This is a genomic window from Cupriavidus nantongensis (assembly GCF_041726985.1).
GTDB lineage: Bacteria > Pseudomonadota > Gammaproteobacteria > Burkholderiales > Burkholderiaceae > Cupriavidus > Cupriavidus nantongensis_A.
The window spans coordinates 2,640,453-2,658,994 of record NZ_CP168303.1 but is presented as its reverse complement, the minus strand read 5'-3'; the positions used below and the strand labels follow the sequence as shown (position 1 = coordinate 2,658,994).

Here is an 18,542-nt window from a genome sequence, read left to right as displayed (position 1 = left end):
ACTTAGGTTGCCACACTGACGACGCCCCGCGCTGCCACGGCAGTGCCAAAGGGCCCTGCTAGAATCGCGAATCCTTCGCATTCGCACCGCGGCGCGGTATGGCTTTTGCGCCATATTCCGCGTCTTGCAGCGTCCGCTCAACGTACTTCACCCCGTCATGGTCACCGGCCGCCTGCGCGTCGTCCTCGTCAAGCTGCATCGTTATATCGGCCTCAGTCTCGGCCTGCTGTTCGTCCTGATGGGGCTGACCGGCATGACCATCGCCTGGCGCGATGAACTCGACGCCTGGCTCAACCCCGACCTGCTGGTGGCCTCGGCGCCGATGACGGCGCCGGTGACCCCGGACACGGTCCAGGCCGTGACCGAGCGGCTGGCGGCACCGCCCTACGGCAAGCCCAACCTGCTGATGCTGCCGAGCCATGCCGATGGCGTGTTTATCGCCTGGTATCCGGTCAAGGGCCCCGACGGCGTGGTGCCGGGGCGCTCGCGCCAGGTGATGGTCGATCCGGTCACGCTGGCGGTGAAGGGCGAGCGCGTCTGGGGCGAGGCGGGGCTGTCGCGCCGGCTGTTGCTGCCCACGCTGTTCCACCTGCACCGCTACCTGCTGGCCGGCGATACCGGCAAGACCATCACCGGCGTGGCTGGCATGCTGCTGTTGCTGACCACGCTGGTCGGGGTGGCGGCGTGGTGGCCCAAGATGAAGCTGCGCTCGGTGGTGCAGGCGTTCCGAATCACGCATGGCGGCTCCTGGTCGCGCTTCAACTATTCGCTGCATCGTGCCGGCGGTATCCTGGCCGCGCCGGTGCTGGCCGTCATCGCGTTTTCCGGCTGGTACCTGAACCTGCCCAAGTGGGTCACCCCGATCGTGGCGGGGGTGATGACGGTGACGCCGCCCGCCAGGCACGTCTCGACACCGGCGCCGGCGGGCACGCGGCCGCTGGAGCCCGGCGAGATCATGGCCGCGGCGCAGGCGCAGTTCCCGCAGGCGCAGGTCACCCGCATCGGCTTTCCGCGCAAGCCCGGCGATGCCTTCGAGATCCGGCTGTGCCAGCCTGGCGAGGTGCGCCAGCACACCGGCGCCACGCGGCTCTGGCTCGATGCCTGGACCGGCGCGCCGCTGGGCGTGCGCGACCCGCAGCAGGCGCCCGCCGGCGACACGCTGCTGAACTGGCAGTTTCCGCTGCATACCGGCGAGGCCTTCGGCCTGCCGGGGCGGATCTTCATCACGCTGTTCGGGCTGGCGCCGCTGGCGTTTGCCGTGACCGGCACGCTGATCTGGTGGAAGCGGCGGCGTGGCCACCAGCGCCATGTGGTGAAGAGCGCGCAGCGCGCCGGCATGCGCGGGGCATGAAAAAAGGCAGGCCGCCGGGCCTGCCTTTTTCTTCGGCGGACGCGGATGCGCCGCTCAGATTTCCAGGTTGTCGATCAGCCGGGTCGCGCCCAGCTTGGCCGCGGTCAGGATCACCAGCGGCTCGCCGGCGAGGAATTCCTCGCGCGTCGGCGCTTGCAGGTCGACGCGCTTGCGGATCGACACATAGTCCGGCTTCCAGCCACGCTGTTCCAGCGACGCGCGGGCGCTGGCCTCCACTGCCAGCAGGTCGGCCGAGGCGCGGTCGCCTCCCAGCACCGTGTCGCGCACGTCGTGCAGGGTGCGGTACAGCACCGGTGCCTCGGCGCGCTCGTCCGGGCTCAGGTAGCGGTTGCGCGACGACAGCGCCAGGCCATCTTCGGCGCGCACGGTCTCGGCGGGAATGATGTCGATCGGCAGCGCGAACTGCTGCACCATGCGGCGCACGATCATCAGCTGCTGGTAGTCCTTCTTGCCGAACACCGCCACGCGCGGCTGCGCGCACGAGAACAGCTTCATCACCACGGTGCAGACGCCCTTGAAGAAGCCGGGGCGGAACTCGCCCTCGAGGATGTCGCCCAGGTCGTGCGGCGGCTCGACGCGGTATTCCTGGGGCTCGGGGTACATGTCGCGCTCGGAAGGCGCGAACAGCACGTAGACGCCTTCGTTCTGCAGTTTCTCGATGTCGTCCTGCAGCGTGCGAGGGTACTTGTCGAAATCCTCGTTCGGGCCGAACTGCAGGCGGTTGACGAAGATGGATGCCACCACCGGGTCGCCGTGCTGGCGCGCCAGGCGCATCAGCGACAGGTGGCCTTCGTGCAGGTTGCCCATGGTGGGGACGAAGGCCGCGCGGTTCTGGCCGCGCAGCTGGTCCCGCAGCTCTTGGATGGAGGAAATGACTTTCATCTGCCTTGGTGTGCTGGTCGTGTAGGGGTGACCCGGACGCCGGTCCGCGGCGCGCGGCGGCTGCCGTGCCGGTCTGGGCCGGCTGTCGGCGGATTGTAGATCAACTGGGGCGGGGCTGGCCTCGGCGGTTCGGACGGGTCAGCTGGGGCTGTACGCCAATCGCACATAAATCGGCGCGAACGGCTCGGCCTGGGTGATCTCGACCAGCGCTTCGCGCGACAGCTCGAGCATGGCGATGAAGTTCACCACCACCACCGGCACGCCCTTGCCGGAGCGCACCGCGTCCTCGAACAGCTCCGAGAACTCCATGAAGCGCGCATGCTGCAGCCGGCGCAGGATCTGGCTCATATGCTCGCGCACCGACAGCTCCTCGCGCGAGATCTTGTGGTGCTGGTTGAGCTTGGCGCGCTTGAGCACGTCGGCCCAGGCCGCCTGCAGGTCGACGGTTTCCACCTCGGGAAAGCGCGGCGCCAGGCTCTGCTCGATATAGACCTGCGAGCGCAGGAAGTCGCGGCCCAGCTGCGGCACCGTATCGAGCCGCTGCGCGGCCAGCTTCATCTGCTCGTATTCCAGCAGGCGGCGCACCAGCTCGGCGCGCGGGTCCTCGGCTTCCTCGTCGCTGTCGGCCTTCTTGACCGGCAGCAGCATGCGCGACTTGATCTCGATCAGCATCGCCGCCATCAGCAGGTATTCCGCCGCCAGCTCCAGGTTGGTCTTGCGGATCTGCTCGATATACGACAGGTATTGCCGCGTGACCTGCGACATCGGGATGTCGAGGACGTTGAAGTTCTGCTTGCGGATCAGGTACAGCAGCAGGTCCAGCGGGCCCTCGAAGGCTTCGAGGAAGATCTCGAGCGCGTCCGGCGGGATGTAGAGGTCCTGCGGCAGCTTGAACAGCGGCTCGCCGTACAGGCGCGCGAACGCCATCCCGTCAACCATGTCGGCGGGGCAGGCCGGGCCGGCGGCGGCAGCGGGCGCCACGGCGGGCAGCTCCACGGGTAGCGGCAGCTTGTCCTGGTCGGCTGCGCTCATGGTGCGCTCGGCTCGCGCTCGGGGTCGGGGGCGGGGATCAGTTGTCCTGCGAGTAGACGTAGGGCTTCTGCGCCACGCGCGAAGCCTGGGCGCGGGCGCGCTCTTCGAGGTCGATCGGTGCCTTGTCCCACAGCAGGGCGCGGCCGTCGCGCTGCTCGGCCTCCAGCGTCGGGCGCTCTTGCTTGAGCTGCTTCAGGAACTGGGTGATATCGGATTCGTAGAGGGCCATGTTCAACCGGGATGCACCCGTGCGGGCGCCAGATAGGTACAGTGGGCCATGATTTTACAGTATCGGCCCCCCGGGATGCACGCCGGACCGTAGCCGGAGGCCGCGAGGGCACCGCAACGCGTGGGAAAGTTCCGGGCGCGAGGCCGGGTGTGGTCAAATACCGACTTTGTATGTGTGGACAATCGGGCGATGCCGCAAGACACCGCTAACACCGCTGACTCGGCTGGCCGTGCCGCCAGGCGCCCGGCCGCGCGCGCCATGGGCGTGCTCGGGGCGCTGGTGCTGGCACTTGCCGCAGGCGCCGCCCAGGCCTACAAGGTCGAGGTCGAAGCGCCCAAGCCGATCCGCGAGATACTCGAGGAGCACCTCGACCTGGCCCGCTACAAGGACCGCACCGACCTGTCGCAGGACCAGTTCGACTACATGGTCGAGACCGTGGGCGAGCAGGTGCGGGCCTTTGCCTCCACCGAAGGCTATTTCGATCCGACCACCACCACCCGCGTCGAGGGCGAAGGGGACAAGCGCGTGGTCCATGTGGTGGTAGACCCCGGCGCGCGCACGCTGATCCGCAACGTCGACCTGCAGGTGACCGGCCCGGCCGCGACCCAGTCGCCCGAGCAGGTGGCGGAGATGAAGGCCAAGTGGGGCCTGCCCGCGGGCGAGCCGTTTCGCCAGGACGACTGGGACAAGGCCAAGGAAGACGCGCTAGTGACGCTGCAGAGTCACACTTACTACGGCGCGCGGCTGGCCGCGTCGCAGGCACGGGTCGAGCCGGACGAACTGCGCGCGGACCTGTCGGCGCACTATGTCAGCGGCCCGGCCTACCGCCTGGGCCGGCTCAAGGTCACGGGCACGCGCCGCTACCCGGAACAGATCATCGTCAACGTCAACCCGCTCAACGAGGGCGAGCCGTACCGGGTGGAGCGGCTGCTGGAGCTGCAGCGCGCGATCCAGAACCAGCCATATTTCTCCAACGTGCAGGTCGACCTGGAGCCGCCGCCGGATGCCGAGCAGGCGCCCGACGGCGTGGTCACCGCGCCGGTGTCGGTGCGCGTGCGCGAATATCCGGTGCACCGGCTCAACAGCGGTGTCGGCTTTACCACCGATACCGGGGCCCAGGTCGAAGGGCGCTATTCTTATTACAACCTGTTCAACCGCGCCTGGACCTTCGATTCACAGGCGCGCATCGAACAGAAGCGCTCCTACCTGTTCGCCGAGGCGGCGATGCCGCCGTCGCGCGGTGCCTACCGCAACAGCGTCTACAGCAGCTACGAGCGCACCATCGACATCGAGAACACCGACACCACCAGCCTGCGCGCGGGCCTGAAGCGCTCGCGCTCGCGCGAGAAATACGACGTGACCACGTCGCTGGACTTCTACTACGACAAGCTGCTGCCGGTGGGGCAGGCCGGCCAGATCAGCAAGGCGCTGGTGCCGGCCTTTGCCTGGACCCGGCGCGACGTCGACAACCCGGTGTTCCCGCGCCGCGGCAACGTGATCAACACCCAGATCGGCGTGGCCGCCAAGAACCTGCTCAGCGATGCCACCTTCCTGCGGCTGTACGGCCGGATCCGCCAGTACGTGCCGGTCGGCAAGCGCGACCTGGTGGTGGCGCGGCTGGAGCTGGGCGCCGACCTGACCGGCGACAGCGCCAGCCAGATCCCGGCGACGCTGCGCTTTCGTGCCGGCGGCACCGATTCGGTCCGCGGCTACACCTACCAGTCGATCGGCACGCGCAGTGGCGCCAGCGTGCTGCCGGCCAAGTATCTCGGCACCGGCAGCCTGGAATACCAGTACTGGTTCAAGCCGGACTGGGGCGCGGCCGTGTTCTGGGATGCCGGCACCGCCGCCAACGACCTGCGCGGCGTGAAGATCTACCACGGCGTGGGCGTCGGCGTGCGCTGGCGCACGCCGGTGGGCCCGCTGCAGCTCGACGTGGGCTACGGCATCCAGGAGCGGCAGTTCCGGCCGCATATCTCGCTGGGGGTGGCGTTCTGATGAACGTGCACGACCTGCCTTCGGTGCCCGGCGGCGGCGATACCTCCCCGCCGCCACCCGGTCCCGCGCCGCGCAAGCGCAGGCGGCTGTGGCGCGCGCTGGGCTGGCTGGCCGGCATCCTGCTGTTGCTGGTGGTGGTGCTCGCGGTCACGGGAGTGGCGGCGCTGCGCACCGAAACCGGCACGCGGCACCTGTGGACGCTGGCCACGCGGCTGTCGGCCGGCATGCTCAGCGGCCGCCTCGAAGGCGGCACCGTGGCGCACGGCCTGCGCCTGCGCGACGTGGTATTCGAAAGCGGCCAGACGCGCGTGACGGTCGACCGCGTCGACGGCAGCTGGAACCTGAGCTGGCAGCCGCGGCGGCTGCATGTGCAGTGGCTGCGCATCGGCAAGGCCGAAGTGCGGCTCGGACCGTCCGAGCCCAGCACCGAACCGATGCGGAAGCCCGCTTCGCTCGAACTGCCGCTGGCCGTCGATGTCGATGCGCTGACGCTCGAGCGCCTGGCGCTGGTGCAGGGCCCGGCGCCCACAGCCGAGCCGATGGTGTTCGGCAACCTGGCCGGCGCGCTGCACAGCGACGGCCAGCGCCACCGCGTCAGCGTCGACAAGCTGGAAACGCCTTACGGCAAGCTGGCCGCCAACGCGCAACTGGGCGCCGCCGCGCCGTTCGCGCTCAGCGCCGAAGCGTTGCTGGAAAGCAGCTGGCAGGACGAGGCCTTTGCCGTCAATGCCACCGCCAACGGCAACCTCGACGCCTTGCGCGCCGAGCTGCAGGCCAGCGGCGACCGCATCCACCTGCGTGCCGGCGCCGACCTGACGCCGTTCGGCAAGGTGCCGTTCACGCACCTGCTGGTCGACGGCGACCGCATCAACCCGCGCCTGTTCAACCCGTCGGCGCCGCACGCCAACCTGACCGTGCATGCCGAGCTGCGGCCGGTGGACGGCGTGGCGACCGGCAGCAACGCGGCGGGAGCTTCGGCGCCTGCGGCTTCATCGCCGGCGGCCTCCGCGCCATCGGCGGCATCGGCGGCCTCTGCCCCCGCGGCCGCGCCCGCGCTGGCGCCGCTGGCGGTTGCCGGCGAGATCGAGATCCGCAACCTGGAGTCCGGCCCGCTCGACCGCGAGCGGCTGCCGGTGCAGTCGGTGCGCGCCCGGGTCGAACTGAGCGAGATGGCGCAGTCGGTATCCGACCTGCGCGTGGCACTGGCGGGCAAGGCCGAGATCGCCGGCAGCGGCTCGCTGCGCGGCGGCCGCGGCGGCTTCGACCTGGACGTGCGCAGGCTCGACCCTGCCGCGCTGCACGGCTCGCTGACCAGCGCCAGCCTGTCGGGCCCGGTGGTGGTCCGCATCGAGCCCGGCCGCCAGAGCGTGGCGCTGGACCTGTCCGGCGGCCAGCTCAAGCTATTTGCCGACGCCAGCATGGACGCCGAGACCGTGACCCTGGCCGCGCTGCGCGCCGTGGTCGGCACCGGCCTGCTGACCGCCGAGGGCAAGCTGGGGCTGAAGGACAAGCAGCCGTACAGCTTCAAGGGCAAGCTGTCGGCGTTCGATCCGTCGCGCCTGGCCAAGGTGGCCGCGGGCCGGATCAATGCGGATTTCAGCGCGACCGGCGAGCTCGCGCCGCAACTGGGCGTGGCGCTGGACTTCGCCGTGCATGAAAGCGAATACGCGGGCCTGCCGATGACCGGCGGCGGCAAGCTGCGTCTGGCCGGCGAGCGGCTGTTGCCCAGCGAGGCCGCGCTCAGCATGGCCGGCAACCAGGCCAGCCTGCGCGGCAGCTTCGGCGCGCGCGGCGACGCGCTCAAGTTGGCTGTCGACGCGCCGCAGCTGGAGCGCCTGAAGTTCGGTGTGGCCGGCCAGCTCAAGCTCGACGCCACCATCACCGGCACGCTGAAGAAGCCCGAGGTGGTGGCCGACTACAACGCGCAAACGCTGGAAATGGGCCCGCACAAGCTGGCCAGCGCCAGCGGCCGCGCCGAAATCCGCGGCGGCCTCGACGGCCCGCTGTCGGTGCAGCTGGCGGCGCGCGGCTACCGCGGCCCGCACGCCAGCCTGAGCACGCTCGACGCCACCCTCAACGGCACCCAGGCCAGCCACGCCTTCGATGTCAAGGCGGCCGGCAGCCTGAACCAGCGGCCGCTGCAGCTGGCGCTGGCGGGGCAGGGCGCGTGGCGCGGCAAGGATGGCTGGAACGGCACCATCCGCACGCTGGAAGAGCGCAGCACCGTCAACCTGCGCCTGGCCGCGCCGACGCAGCTGTTGGTGGCCGACCAGCGCGTGCGCCTGGGCGCGACGCGCCTGCTGCTGGACCGCGCCACGCTGGCGATCGACAGCTTCGATTGGGACCACGGCCGCATCCGCAGCGCCGGCAGCCTCGACGGCCTGCAAGTGGCGCGCGTGCTGGAGCTGATGGAAACCATCACCGGCGAGCGCCCGCCGGTGCGCTCCGACCTGGTGATCGACGGCCGCTGGAACCTGGCGCTGGCCGAGACCGCCACCGGGTTTGCGGAGTTGCGCCGGCGCAGCGGCGACCTCTCAGTCAACGCCGGCCGGGGCTTCACCACGCTCGGCCTGGGCGAAACCAGCCTGCGCGCCGACGCCGGCGGCAACCGCATCGCGCTGCGCGGCGGCATGGTGTCGGGCCGCATCGGCAAGGTGGTGGTCGATGCCTCGGCCGGCCTGGTGCAGGAGCAGGGGCTGCAGACCGTGGGCCCGGCCTCGACGCTGGGCGGCACCGTCACCGTCGACGTGCCGCGGCTGAAGTCGCTGGAAGCGCTGACCGGACCGCAGTACGCCTTCGACGGCCGGATGGCGGCGGCGATGCGGCTGGCGGGCACGGTGGCGGCGCCGCTGCTGACCGGCACCGTCAATGGCGACAACCTCGCGGTCACGCTGTACGACCAGGGGCTGCGCCTGACCGACGGCACCGTGCGCGTGGTGCTGGACCAGAACACGGTCGAGCTCAGGCAGGTGGAGTTCCACGGCGGCGACGGCAAGCTCACCGCCACCGGCAATATCAAGCTGGGCGAGGCCGATCCCAACCTGACCGGCAAGATCGTCGCCGACAAGCTGCAGCTGTTTGCCAGCCCGGAGCGCACGCTGGTGGTGTCGGGCGACGCCAGCATCGCCAACGAGAACAAGCAGGTGGTGATCCGCGGCAAGTTCCGCGTCGACCGCGGCCTGTTCGACCTGCCCAAGGCCGGCGCGCCGGTGCTCGGCGACGATGTCGTGGTGATCCGGCGCAAGGACCAGCGCGCGGTCAAGACCGCGGCCACGCCGGTGCCGGAAAGCAAGCCCGCCAGCCGCTTCAGCCCGGTGATCGACCTGACCGTCGACCTCGGCAACAACTTCCGCTTCCGCGGAGCCGGCGCGGACCTGCTGCTGGCCGGGCAGATGGGCGTGAAGAGCGAACCGCTGGCGCCGATGAAGGCCACCGGCACGGTGCGCGTCACCGACGGCACCTACGAGGCCTTCGGCCGCAAGCTGGACATCGAACGCGGCATCATCAATTTCAACGGCCCGATCGACAACCCCAACATGAACATCCGCGCCATGCGCCGCAACCAGGAGGTCGAGGCCGGCGTGGAAGTCACCGGCACGGTGCGGCTGCCGCGCGTGCGGCTGGTGTCGGAGCCCAACGTGCCCGACGAGGACAAGCTGTCGTGGCTGATGTTCGGCTACGGCGCGGAAAGCGCCGGTGCCGGCCAGCAGCGCCAGCTGAGCGGCTCGGCGCTGGGCGGCGCCGCGCTCGGGCTGATCGGCGGCAGGGCCGGCAAGGGCATCGTCTCGCATTTCGGCATCGACGAATTCTCGATCGGGCCCAGCACCGCGGGCCTGAACGACCAGCAGGTGGTCAGCATGGGCAAGGCCATCACCGAACGCATGTCGGTGGGCTACGAGCAGAGCCTGACCTCGGCCTCGAACGTGGTGAAGCTGACCTGGCAGTTCTCGCGGCGCTGGTCGCTGATTGCCAAGGGCGGTTCCATCAACGGTTTGTCGGTCTTGTTCAACCGCCGCTTCGACACCTGGGCCAACCTGTTCAGCGGGGCCCCGAATCGCGGCACCAGGAGGAGCCAGCAGGATGAAAGCCAGCCACTCGACCCCGAAAGCGCCGCACAGGCAGCCTCGGCCGTCATCGCCGAGCCGGTGCGCCGGTGAATTCGCCATGACCGTTCGCCCTTCCACCTTTGCCGCGTCGCCGCGACGCCTTGCCGCCATGGGACTGATTGCCTCGATGCTTGCGCTGTTCGGCTGCGACCAGCAGAAGGTCGATGAAGCCATGAAGAAGGCGGGCGAGACCGCACGCAACACCTGGAACGCGATCAAGCCCGACAGCGAGCTGTTCAAGGGCATCGTGCCGGGCCAGTCGACCGAGGAAGAGCTGCGCCGCCAGGCCGGCAAGCCCGAGATCGTCTGGGAAGAGGCCGACGGCGGGCGCCGGCTGGAATACCCGCGCGGCCCCGAGGGCACCACCACGTGGATGGTCACCATCGGCGCCGACGGCAAGGTGGCGAAGATCGAGCAGGTGCTGTCGGCCGAGAATTTCGCGCGCGTGCGCGCCGGCATGAGCAAGGACGATATCCGCCGCCTGCTGGGCAAGCCCACCAAGGTGGAAGCGTTCGCGCTGAAGAAGGAAGAGGTGTGGGGCTACCGCTGGATGGAAACCTCGACCGACAAGGCCTTCTTCAACGTGCATTTCAACAGCGACGGCACCGTCACCACCACCTCGCGCAGCGACGATCCGTCGCGGATGCAGGGCGGCTGACCCCGGCCGCCCGCGCCTCCTGCTTTCAATGCAGCTTCACTGCAGCAGGTGGCAGGCGGCCTGGTGCGCCGGCATGGCCGCGCCGGCGGCCGGGTCCAGCCGCCGCATCGGCGGCACCTCCGTCGCGCATGTCGGCAGCGCGCGAGGGCAGCGCGGATGGAACTTGCAGCCCGGCGGCGGACGCAGCGCCGAGCCGATATCGCCCAGGATCAGGCCTTCGGCGGGCTGGTGGTCCGGGTCGGGCCGCGGCGCCGAGCCCAGCAGCGCCTGCGTATAGGGGTGGCGCGGCGCGCCGAAGACCGCCGCGCTGGGCCCGCTTTCCGCCATATTGCCCAGGTACATCACGCCCACCGCCGAGCTGAAGTGCTCCACCAGCGCCAGGTCGTGGGCGATCACCACGTAAGCCAGCCCGAAGCTGCGCTGGATCTCGGCCAGCAGGTTGACGATCTGCGCGCGGATCGACACGTCCAGCGCCGAGGTCGGCTCGTCCAGCACCAGCAGCCGCGGCCGCAGCGCCAGCGCGCGCGCCACCGCGATGCGCTGGCGCTGGCCCCCGCTGAACTCGTGCGGGTACAGGTCGAGCGCGCCGGGCGGCAGGCCGACGATCTCCAGCAGCTCCAGCAGCCGGGCCCGCAGCGCGGCGCGGTTGCCGCCCTGGCCGTGCGCCAGCAGGGGCTCGGCCAGCAGCATGCTGACCTTCAGGCGCGGATTGAGCGACGACGACGGGTCCTGGAACACCGCCTGCACCTGGCGCCGGTAGGCCAGCACGCCCTTGCGGTCCAGCGCCAGCACGTCCTGGCCATCGAAGCGGATGGCGCCGGCGCTGGGGCGCTCGAGCAGCAGCAGCTGGCGTGCGATGGTGGTCTTGCCGCAGCCGGACTCGCCCACCAGCGCAAAGGTCTGGCCGGCGTCAACGGCAAAGCTGACGCCGTCGACGGCACGCACGGTGCCGCCGCGCGTAGGGAAATGCTTTTGCAGGTCTTGCACTTCAAGCAGCATGGCGCCTCCTGGCTTGCGCGGGCTCAGCCGGCCGAGGCCAGCCAGCAGCTGACCTTGTGGCCGGATTCGAGTTCGATCTCGGGGGGATAGGCGTCGTCGCACAGCGGCTTGCGGTGCGGACAGCGCGCCGCGAAGCGGCAGCCGTGCGGCGGGTCGACCAGGCTGGGCGGGCTGCCCGGGATCGCGTACAGCCGCTCGCGCCGGTCGCCGAAGCGGGGAATCGCCTGCAGCAGTGCCTGCGTGTAGGGATGGGCGGGGCGCTGGTACAGCGTGCGCACGTCGCCGGTCTCGACGATGCGCCCGGCGTACATCACCGCGACGCGGTGGCAGATGCTGGCCGCCACGCCCAGGTCATGCGTGATCAGGATGATGCCGACGCCGGTCTGCGCCTGGATGCGGCGGAACAGCGCCATGATCTGCACCTGGATGGTCACGTCCAGCGCCGAGGTGGGCTCGTCGGCGACCAGCAGCCGCGGCGCGCTGGCGATGGCCATGCCGGTCACCACGCGCTGGCGCATGCCGCCGCTGAACTGGTGCGGATAGTCGTCCAGCCGCGTCCCGGGCGAGGGGATGCGCACGCTTTCCAGCACCTGCACCACCTGGCGCCGACGTGCTTCTCGCCCGTCGGCGAGGCCATGGTAGTGCAGCGGCGCGCCGACCTGGTCGCCCACCGTGAACACCGGGTTCAGCGAGGTCAGCGGGTCCTGCGAGATCATGGCGATCTTGCGGCCGCGGTACTGCGTGCTCAGGGTCTTTTCCGGCAGTTGCAGCAGGTCCACGCCATCGAGCAGCACCTTGCCGCCCAGGCGCACGCCGCCCTGGCGCGGCAGCAGGCGCAGGATCGACAGGATGGTCATGGACTTGCCCGAACCGGACTCGCCCACCACGCCCAGGGTCTCGCCCTGGTTCACATGCAGGTCGACGCCGTCGACCGCGCGCACCAGGCCGCGGCGCAGTTCGAGATGCGTAGTCAGGCCCTGCACCGACAGCATCGGCGCGCCGTGCGAGGACGTGTCGGGGGCGGCCGTTGGCAACGGGCGTTGGGTCACGTGCGGGTCCGGGCCGGTCATAGCTGTCTCCGTTTCGGGTCGAAGTGGTCGCGCAGCCAGTCGCCCAGCAGGTTCGACGCCAGGCACGTGGCCATGATCGCCAGCCCGGGCATGGTGATGGCCCACCACGCGTTGGTGATGTAGTTGCGCGCATCGGCCAGCATCAGTCCCCACGACACGTCGGGCTGCTGGATGCCAAGACCGAGAAAACTCAGCGAGGCCTCGAAGATGATCACCTGCCCGACCTGCAGCGTGGCCAGCACCAGCAGGGTGTTGAGCAGGTTGGGCAGCAGGTGGCGGCGGAAGATGGTGAGCGTGCTGCAGCCCGCCACGCGCGCCAGCGCCACGTAGTCGCGCTGCTTGAGCGACATCACTTCGCCGCGCACGATGCGCGCGTACCAGGTCCAGTACGTGACCACGATCACCAGCACCACGGTCTCGAAGCCGGGCCCGAGCACCGCCGCCAGCACCAGCGCCAGCGCCAGCGCCGGGATCGACATCTGGATGTCGACCAGCCGCATGATCAGCGCGTCCAGCCGCCCGCCGAAGTAGCCGGCCAGCATGCCCGCGGCGGTGCCGATGCCACCCGAGATCAGGATGGCGTACAGCGCCACCACCAGCGAGATGCGGATGCCGGCCATGATGCGCGTGAGCAGGTCGCGGCCCATGTTGTCGGTGCCGAGCGGATAGGCCCAGCTGCCGCCGGCCAGCCACGCCGGCGGCTGGAACGCGAGCCCGAGGTCGAGGCCGTTGGGGTCGTGCGGCAGCAGCGCCTCGCCGCCGATGGCGCAAGCCAGCAGCAGCGGCAGCACCGCCAGCGCAAACCAGGGCAGGCCGCGCAGGTTGCGCCGCGGGCGCTGGCGCACCGGCGCGGTGGCGCCGGCAGGCGGAATGGCGATCTCAGGCATGGCGGATCCTCGGGTCGATCAGGCCGTAGCTCAGGTCGACCAGCAGGTTGGACAGCACGAACAGCACGGAGGTGAGCATCACGCCCGCCTGCACCACGGGAAAATCGCGCGCGAACACGGCTTCGACCACGGTGCGGCCGACCCCGGGCCAGGCGAAGATGACCTCGACCACGAAGGCGCCGCCCAGCATCGCCGCGAAGTAGACGCCGAGGATCGTCACCAGCGGAATCGCCGCGTTGCGCAGCGCGTACTTCCAGATCAGCACGCGCTCGGGCAGGCCCATGGCGCGGCCCATGCGGATGTAGTCGCTGTCGAGCACATCGAGCATGGCCGAGCGCACCACGCGGGTCTGCGCCGCCACCGGATACCAGCCCAGCGCAATCGCGGGCAGCACCAGGCTGTGCCACGAATCGCGGCCGAAGGCCGGCAGCCAGTTCAGCTGCACCGCGAACAACAGGATCAGCAGCAGGCCGACCCAGAAGTTGGGCATGGCCTGGCCCGCCATGGCGAAGACCTTGGCGAAGCGGTCGAACCACGAGCCGCGGTAGACCGCCGACAACACCCCGAACGGCACCGCCATCGCGATCGAAAACGCCAGCGCGGCCAGCGCCAGCTCCACCGTGGCCGGCAGCCGCTCCAGGATCAGGCCGAGCGCCGGCTCCTGCCAGCGGTAGGAGTTGCCGAAGTCGCCGGTGACGGCGTTGCGCAGGAACACCAGGTACTGCGCCACCAGCGGCTGGTCCAGGCCGAGGTGCTGTCGGGTCTGTTCGATCACCTCGGGCGGCGCGTCGGCCGGCAGCAGCAAGGCGAGCGGGTCGCCGGACAGGCGCGAGATCAGGAAGATGATCACGCTCGCGCCAAGGATGCTGATCAGGCCGTGCAGCAGGCGTTTTGCAATGGGCATGGCGGGGCTCCGTCGGAGAGTCGTCAGCGGGGATGCCGCACCGGCGCGCCGGGTCGGGCGCGGCCGGCGCGGCGGTGCATCAGTGCTGCTTCCAGCTGACTTCCTGGAACGAGCGCCAGTAGTCGCGGATCGGCCAGGGCACGTAGTCGATCTTGTTGTCGCGCCAGGCAAAGGTCACCAGCGGGCGGTAGGTGGGCAGCCCGCCCAGCACGCGCTCGTGCTTCAGGCGGGCGATCTGCTGCAGCAGTGCGGTGCGCGCGGCGGGGTCCATGGTCTGGCGCTGCTTCTCCAGCAGCGCGTCGACCTCGGGGTCGCTGGTGTACGAGTACGTGCCCCAGCCGCCGCCGGCCTGGTAGCTGTGCAGGTGGCCCGACCACGCCAGGCCGGGATCGCCGGGCAGGCCCTGCGACCACATCCAGCTCAGCACGCCGTCCATCTCGGGCGGGCCGGAACGGCCGCGCTTGCCCAGGCTGATCCATGCGCCGTACTCCAGGTTGCGCACCTGGCAGCGGATGCCGACGGCGCTCAGGTAGGCGTACATGGCTTCGCCCACTTCCTTCACGCCGGGCTCGCGCGGCGTGGTCAGGTTGTAGCAGGGGGTGTCGAAGCCATTGGCATAGCCCGCCTGACGCAGCAGTTCGCGCGCGCGCTTCTGGTCGAACGCATAGGGCTTGAGCGCGGCATCGTAGCCGTTGGAGCCCTTGCCCACCTGCGCGTAGCGCTCGCCCTGGCCGAACAGCACCCGCTTGATGATGGCGTCGACATCGATGGCATGCGCCGCGGCCTGGCGCACGCGCACGTCATTGAACGGCGACTTCGGCATCTGCGTGTTGAAGTTCAGGAACAGGTTGTTGCCGCTGACCAGCGTGACGGTCTTCACGCCCGGCATCTTCCTGAACTCCTCCACCATCGACGGCGGCACGTTGTCGATGAAGTCCACCTTGCCGGTCTTGAACGCGGCCACCCGGGTCAGGTCCTCGGGAATCACCTTGATCGTCAGTTCCTTGATGCCGGGGCGCTTGTCCTTGTTCCAGTAGCCGTCGAAGGCTTCCAGCCTGAGCTCGTCCTTGACCGTGCGCGAGACGAACTTCCATGGCCCGGTGCCCACCGGCTTGCGGGCGAACTCTTCCTCGCCGACCTTCTGGATGTATTTCTTGGGCATGGCCCACAGCTGCATGTTGCCGACGATGAACTGTGCGTCGGGCTGCTTGAAATGCAGCTTGAAGCGATGCGCATCGACGATCTCGAAGCGCTCGACCGATGACACATAGTGCGAGAAAAAGCTGCTCTTGGGATCGCGCTGGCGCTGCCACGAGAACTCCAGGTCCTCGGACGTCAGCGGGTCCCCGTTATGGAAGCGCACGCCCTTGCGCAGCTGCACGTCGAGCACCGGCTTGCCGTCCTTGCCGGTATCGAGCTTCCAGCTTTCCGCCAGCCAGTTCTCGTCCTTGAGCGCGGCGTTGCGGCGCACCAGCATCTCGAAGATCTGGCCGACGAAATAATGGTCGACGCCGGCCGAGATCTTGACCGGGTCGAGCGTGGTCGACTCCGCGCCGAAGGCGACGGTAAGGCTGCCGGTGGCGGGCGCGGGCGCCGCTTGCGCGACCGGCATGATGGCCGCGGCGACCAGGCCGGCCAGCAGTCGGTGGCGGGTGGCGTCGGACGGTTTCTTCACTTGCATGGTGCTCCTCCTGTTGCGCCGTCTCGTGGCGGCGCTGTGGGTGTGAACAACGGGCGCGCTCAGCGCGGGAAGCTGCTCTCGAGTTGGCGCACCACCTCGAGCAGACGCGGCCGCACTTCCTGCAGCAGGAACGACGGCGACAGCCGGAACGACGGTCCGCCCACGTTGAGTGCCATCGGCGGCATGCCCTGGCCGGGCTCGAAGCCGCGCGCGATGCCGTTGACATCGGCCTGCCACTCGCCCATCGAGCAGGTCACGCCGAGCTCGCGGTGATCGGCCAGCGCCTGCTCGATGCCGCGACGCAGCCGCGGCCAGGCCACGTCGTCGACATCGCGCACCTGCTCGATGAAGGCTTGCCGCTCGGCGTCGGCCGCCACCGCCAGCCAGGCGCGGCCGATTGCCGAGGTCGCCACCGGAATGCGCGAGCCGGTATCGAGGGTCAGCGCAATCGCGGCGCTGCTGCGGCAGTGCTCGACATAGATCATCGAGAAGCGGTCGCGCGTGCCCAGCGACACCTCGCCGCCGGAGAAATCCGCCAGCTCCTGCATCAGCGGGCGCGCCACCTTGCGGATATCCAGCCGCGACAGCATGGCGCTGCCCAGCCGCAGGCAGGCCGTGCCGAGGCTGTACTGCTGGCTGCCTTCAACGCGCGCCAGGTAGCCCAGCCGGGTCAGGGTCGAGGTCAGGCGCGAGACCGTGGACTTGGGCAGCTGGCAGCGCCGCGCGATTTCCTGGTTGCCCAGCGCGCGGTCGCTGGTGCGGAAGCACGCCAGCACCTCCAGCCCGCGCGCCAGCGCGGTGACGAAGTGGCGGTCTTCCCTGGTGGTGCCGGTGGATCGATCGTGCATGGCCGATGACTCCATGGTTGCGCCGGGCAAGCCGGCTGCGGGTGGCATCTCCGCCGTGCGGTGATGCGGTCGGGCCTGCGTGCGGCCCGACCTGCGCTCAGCCGCCGCCCTCGGTGTCCAGCAGCGCCTGCAGTTCCACCTTGCGCACCTTGCCGGTGGCAGTCAGCGGAAACTCGGGCAGGATGCGGATCTCGGGCACCTTGTAGACCGCCATCTGCTCGCGGCACCAGGCATGCAACGCGTCCGCGCTGGTGCCGTCGGCATGCTCGGGGCGCAGGCGGATAAAGGCCACCGGCACCTGGCCCTTGTCCGGGTCCGGACGGCCCACCACGGCCGAGCCCAGCACCGCCGGGTGGCGCGACAGCAGCACCTCCAGCTCGGACGGGAACACGCTCATGCCGCGCACCTTCAGCATCTCCTTGCGCCGCCCAAGGAAATGCAGGTAGCCGGCCTCGTCATACGCGCCGATATCGCCGGTGCGGAACCAGCCGTCGTGGAACACCTCGGCGTCGACGTCGGGACGGCCCCAGTAGCCCTTGAACAGCGACGGCGTGCTGACCACGATCTCGCCTTCTTCCCCGACCGGCAGCACCGCGCCGGTGTCGAAGTCGCAAATCTTGATGCGCGTGCCCGGCACCGGCAGCCCGACGAATACCGGGCGGCCGCGCAGGTCCATGTCGTCGTCCTGCATGCCGGTGGTGAAGGTGTCGCTGGTATGGGTCTCGGTCATGCCCCACGCGCCTTCGGCAATGATGCTGCCGGTCAGCGCGCGCCAGCGCTGGCGGATGTCGGGCGTGATCTTGCGGATGAACGAGGCGGCGCGTGTATGCTGCAGCGAGCGCAGGTCGTAGCGGCCGCACTCGGGGTGGTTCATCAGCTCGACCGCGTTGTCGACCACGACGAAGGTGCGGTTGACGCGGTAGCGCTCGATCGCGGCCATCACCGCGACCGGGTCCCAGCGCGCCAGCAGCACGACGGTTGCACCGCTGAAGATCGGGTAGATCAGGCCCAGGTTCTCGCCCGCGATCCAGAACATCGGCAGGAAGTTCAGCATCACGTCGTCCGAGCCCTCGGCCAGCCGTGCCGCGTCGACGCCGCCGGTCAGCGCATACGAGGCCGCGGCGGTGTACAGCATGTCGCGCTGCGTGTGCATGCAGCCCTTGGGCAGGCCGGTGGTGCCGCCGGTGTAGTTGAGCGCGGCCAGCGCGTCCAGGTCGACCGGCGGCAGCGCCACCGGGGCGGTCTCGCGCAGCGCCTGCAGCAGGTCGATGGCGCCATCGACGGCCAGCGCGGGCGCATCCAGCCCGGCCGGCAGCGGCAGATCGGGCTGCGCCGGCAGCATGGCACCGGCGCTGGTGGTGTAGACCGCCTGCAGCGCGGTCTGCGCGCGCACCGACATCAGCAGCGGCGCGAGCTGGTCCTGCACGATGATGGTGGTGGCGCCGGCATCGTTCAGCTCGTACACCAGCTCCTGTTCCTTGAACAGCGGATTGACCGGCACGTACACCGCGCCCAGCTTCAGGATGGCGTAGAACACCACGTGGAACTGCGGGCAGTTGCCCATCATCACCGCGACCCGGTCGCCGGCGCCGACGCCGCGGCCCTTGAGCAGCGCGGCGCAGCGCTCGGACAGGTCGTCGAGTTCGGCATAGGTGACGGTGGTGCCGTACCAGACCAGCGCCGCATGCTGCGGGCGCTTGCGCGCCCATGCACGCAGGTAGTCCCCCAGCGGGGCCTCGCCGTGGGGGTGGACCGGTGCGTCGGGCAGGCCGGCGGGCCAGATCTTGCGATGCCGGGCTTCCAGGTCCGCGAAGAACGCCTGTTCGTCCATCTGCTGTCTCCTCTTGCTGTCGCTCTGGTGTGGTCCGCTTGGTGG

The 18,542-nt window shown here is 69.8% G+C and carries 14 protein-coding genes; 4 read left to right on the top strand and 10 right to left on the bottom strand.

From position 1 onward, the window contains the following. Positions 1 to 157: 157 nt before the first annotated feature. Positions 158 to 1,351 carry a PepSY-associated TM helix domain-containing protein gene (locus ACEI37_RS23495; RefSeq protein ID WP_373378374.1) on the top strand — a complete coding sequence of 398 codons (1,194 nt, stop codon included), beginning with the start codon at positions 158 to 160 and terminating at the stop codon, positions 1,349 to 1,351. A 54-nt stretch (positions 1,352 to 1,405) separates the two neighbouring features. Here the strand turns inward: ACEI37_RS23495 and panC are convergent, their stop codons facing one another. From panC to ACEI37_RS23480, 3 genes are all read right to left on the bottom strand, one after another. Then, positions 1,406 to 2,254 (bottom strand): pantoate--beta-alanine ligase, encoded by an 849-nt coding sequence (panC, locus tag ACEI37_RS23490; RefSeq protein WP_373378373.1) that lies wholly within the window; start codon positions 2,252 to 2,254, stop codon positions 1,406 to 1,408. Positions 2,255 to 2,392: 138 nt separating this feature from the next. After that, positions 2,393 to 3,286, bottom strand: a complete 894-nt coding sequence (locus ACEI37_RS23485) for a ScpA family protein (RefSeq protein WP_373378372.1) — start codon at positions 3,284 to 3,286, stop codon at positions 2,393 to 2,395. Between the two features lie 37 nt (positions 3,287 to 3,323). Then, positions 3,324 to 3,515 (bottom strand): DUF3460 family protein, encoded by a 192-nt coding sequence (locus ACEI37_RS23480; RefSeq protein ID WP_018008060.1) that lies wholly within the window; start codon positions 3,513 to 3,515, stop codon positions 3,324 to 3,326. A 189-nt stretch (positions 3,516 to 3,704) separates the two neighbouring features. Here ACEI37_RS23480 and ACEI37_RS23475 point away from each other — a divergent pair, with 189 nt between their 5' ends. Genes ACEI37_RS23475 through bamE form a run of 3 tightly spaced genes read left to right on the top strand, consistent with a single transcriptional unit; the run spans position 3,705 to position 10,277 of the window. After that, a complete protein-coding gene (locus tag ACEI37_RS23475; RefSeq protein WP_373378371.1) occupies positions 3,705 to 5,513 on the top strand; it encodes an autotransporter assembly complex family protein in 1,809 nt (602 codons plus the stop codon). Continuing rightward, positions 5,513 to 9,670 (top strand): translocation/assembly module TamB domain-containing protein, encoded by a 4,158-nt coding sequence (locus ACEI37_RS23470; protein WP_373378370.1) that lies wholly within the window; start codon positions 5,513 to 5,515, stop codon positions 9,668 to 9,670. Before ACEI37_RS23475 ends, ACEI37_RS23470 begins: the two co-directional genes overlap by 1 nt. Positions 9,671 to 9,728: 58 nt before the next feature. After that, positions 9,729 to 10,277: an outer membrane protein assembly factor BamE gene (gene bamE / locus ACEI37_RS23465; protein ID WP_112774601.1), complete on the top strand. Its 549-nt coding sequence runs from the start codon at positions 9,729 to 9,731 to the stop codon at positions 10,275 to 10,277. 36 nt (positions 10,278 to 10,313) lie between these two features. Here the strand turns inward: bamE and ACEI37_RS23460 are convergent, their stop codons facing one another. The 7 genes from ACEI37_RS23460 to ACEI37_RS23430 form a co-directional block, all read right to left on the bottom strand. After that, a complete protein-coding gene (locus tag ACEI37_RS23460) occupies positions 10,314 to 11,276 on the bottom strand; it encodes an ABC transporter ATP-binding protein (protein ID WP_373378369.1) in 963 nt (320 codons plus the stop codon). A 23-nt stretch (positions 11,277 to 11,299) separates the two neighbouring features. After that, positions 11,300 to 12,346 (bottom strand): ABC transporter ATP-binding protein, encoded by a 1,047-nt coding sequence (locus tag ACEI37_RS23455; protein ID WP_373378368.1) that lies wholly within the window; start codon positions 12,344 to 12,346, stop codon positions 11,300 to 11,302. Further along, positions 12,343 to 13,233 carry an ABC transporter permease gene (locus ACEI37_RS23450; protein ID WP_373378367.1) on the bottom strand — a complete coding sequence of 297 codons (891 nt, stop codon included), beginning with the start codon at positions 13,231 to 13,233 and terminating at the stop codon, positions 12,343 to 12,345. Before ACEI37_RS23450 ends, ACEI37_RS23455 begins: the two co-directional genes overlap by 4 nt. Then, positions 13,226 to 14,137 carry an ABC transporter permease gene (locus ACEI37_RS23445; RefSeq protein WP_373378366.1) on the bottom strand — a complete coding sequence of 304 codons (912 nt, stop codon included), beginning with the start codon at positions 14,135 to 14,137 and terminating at the stop codon, positions 13,226 to 13,228. Before ACEI37_RS23445 ends, ACEI37_RS23450 begins: the two co-directional genes overlap by 8 nt. A 79-nt stretch (positions 14,138 to 14,216) precedes the next feature. Continuing rightward, on the bottom strand, positions 14,217 to 15,818 hold the full coding sequence (locus ACEI37_RS23440; protein WP_373378365.1) for an ABC transporter substrate-binding protein: 1,602 nt from the start codon (positions 15,816 to 15,818) through the stop codon (positions 14,217 to 14,219). A 59-nt stretch (positions 15,819 to 15,877) separates the two neighbouring features. Then, complete coding sequence (locus tag ACEI37_RS23435) at positions 15,878 to 16,666, bottom strand: IclR family transcriptional regulator (RefSeq protein WP_373378364.1); 789 nt, start codon at positions 16,664 to 16,666, stop codon at positions 15,878 to 15,880. Between the two features lie 97 nt (positions 16,667 to 16,763). Further along, the gene (locus ACEI37_RS23430) at positions 16,764 to 18,497 is read right to left on the bottom strand and encodes an AMP-binding protein (RefSeq protein ID WP_373378363.1); all 1,734 of its coding nucleotides are present in this window, start codon (positions 18,495 to 18,497) and stop codon (positions 16,764 to 16,766) included. Positions 18,498 to 18,542: the final 45 nt, after the last annotated feature.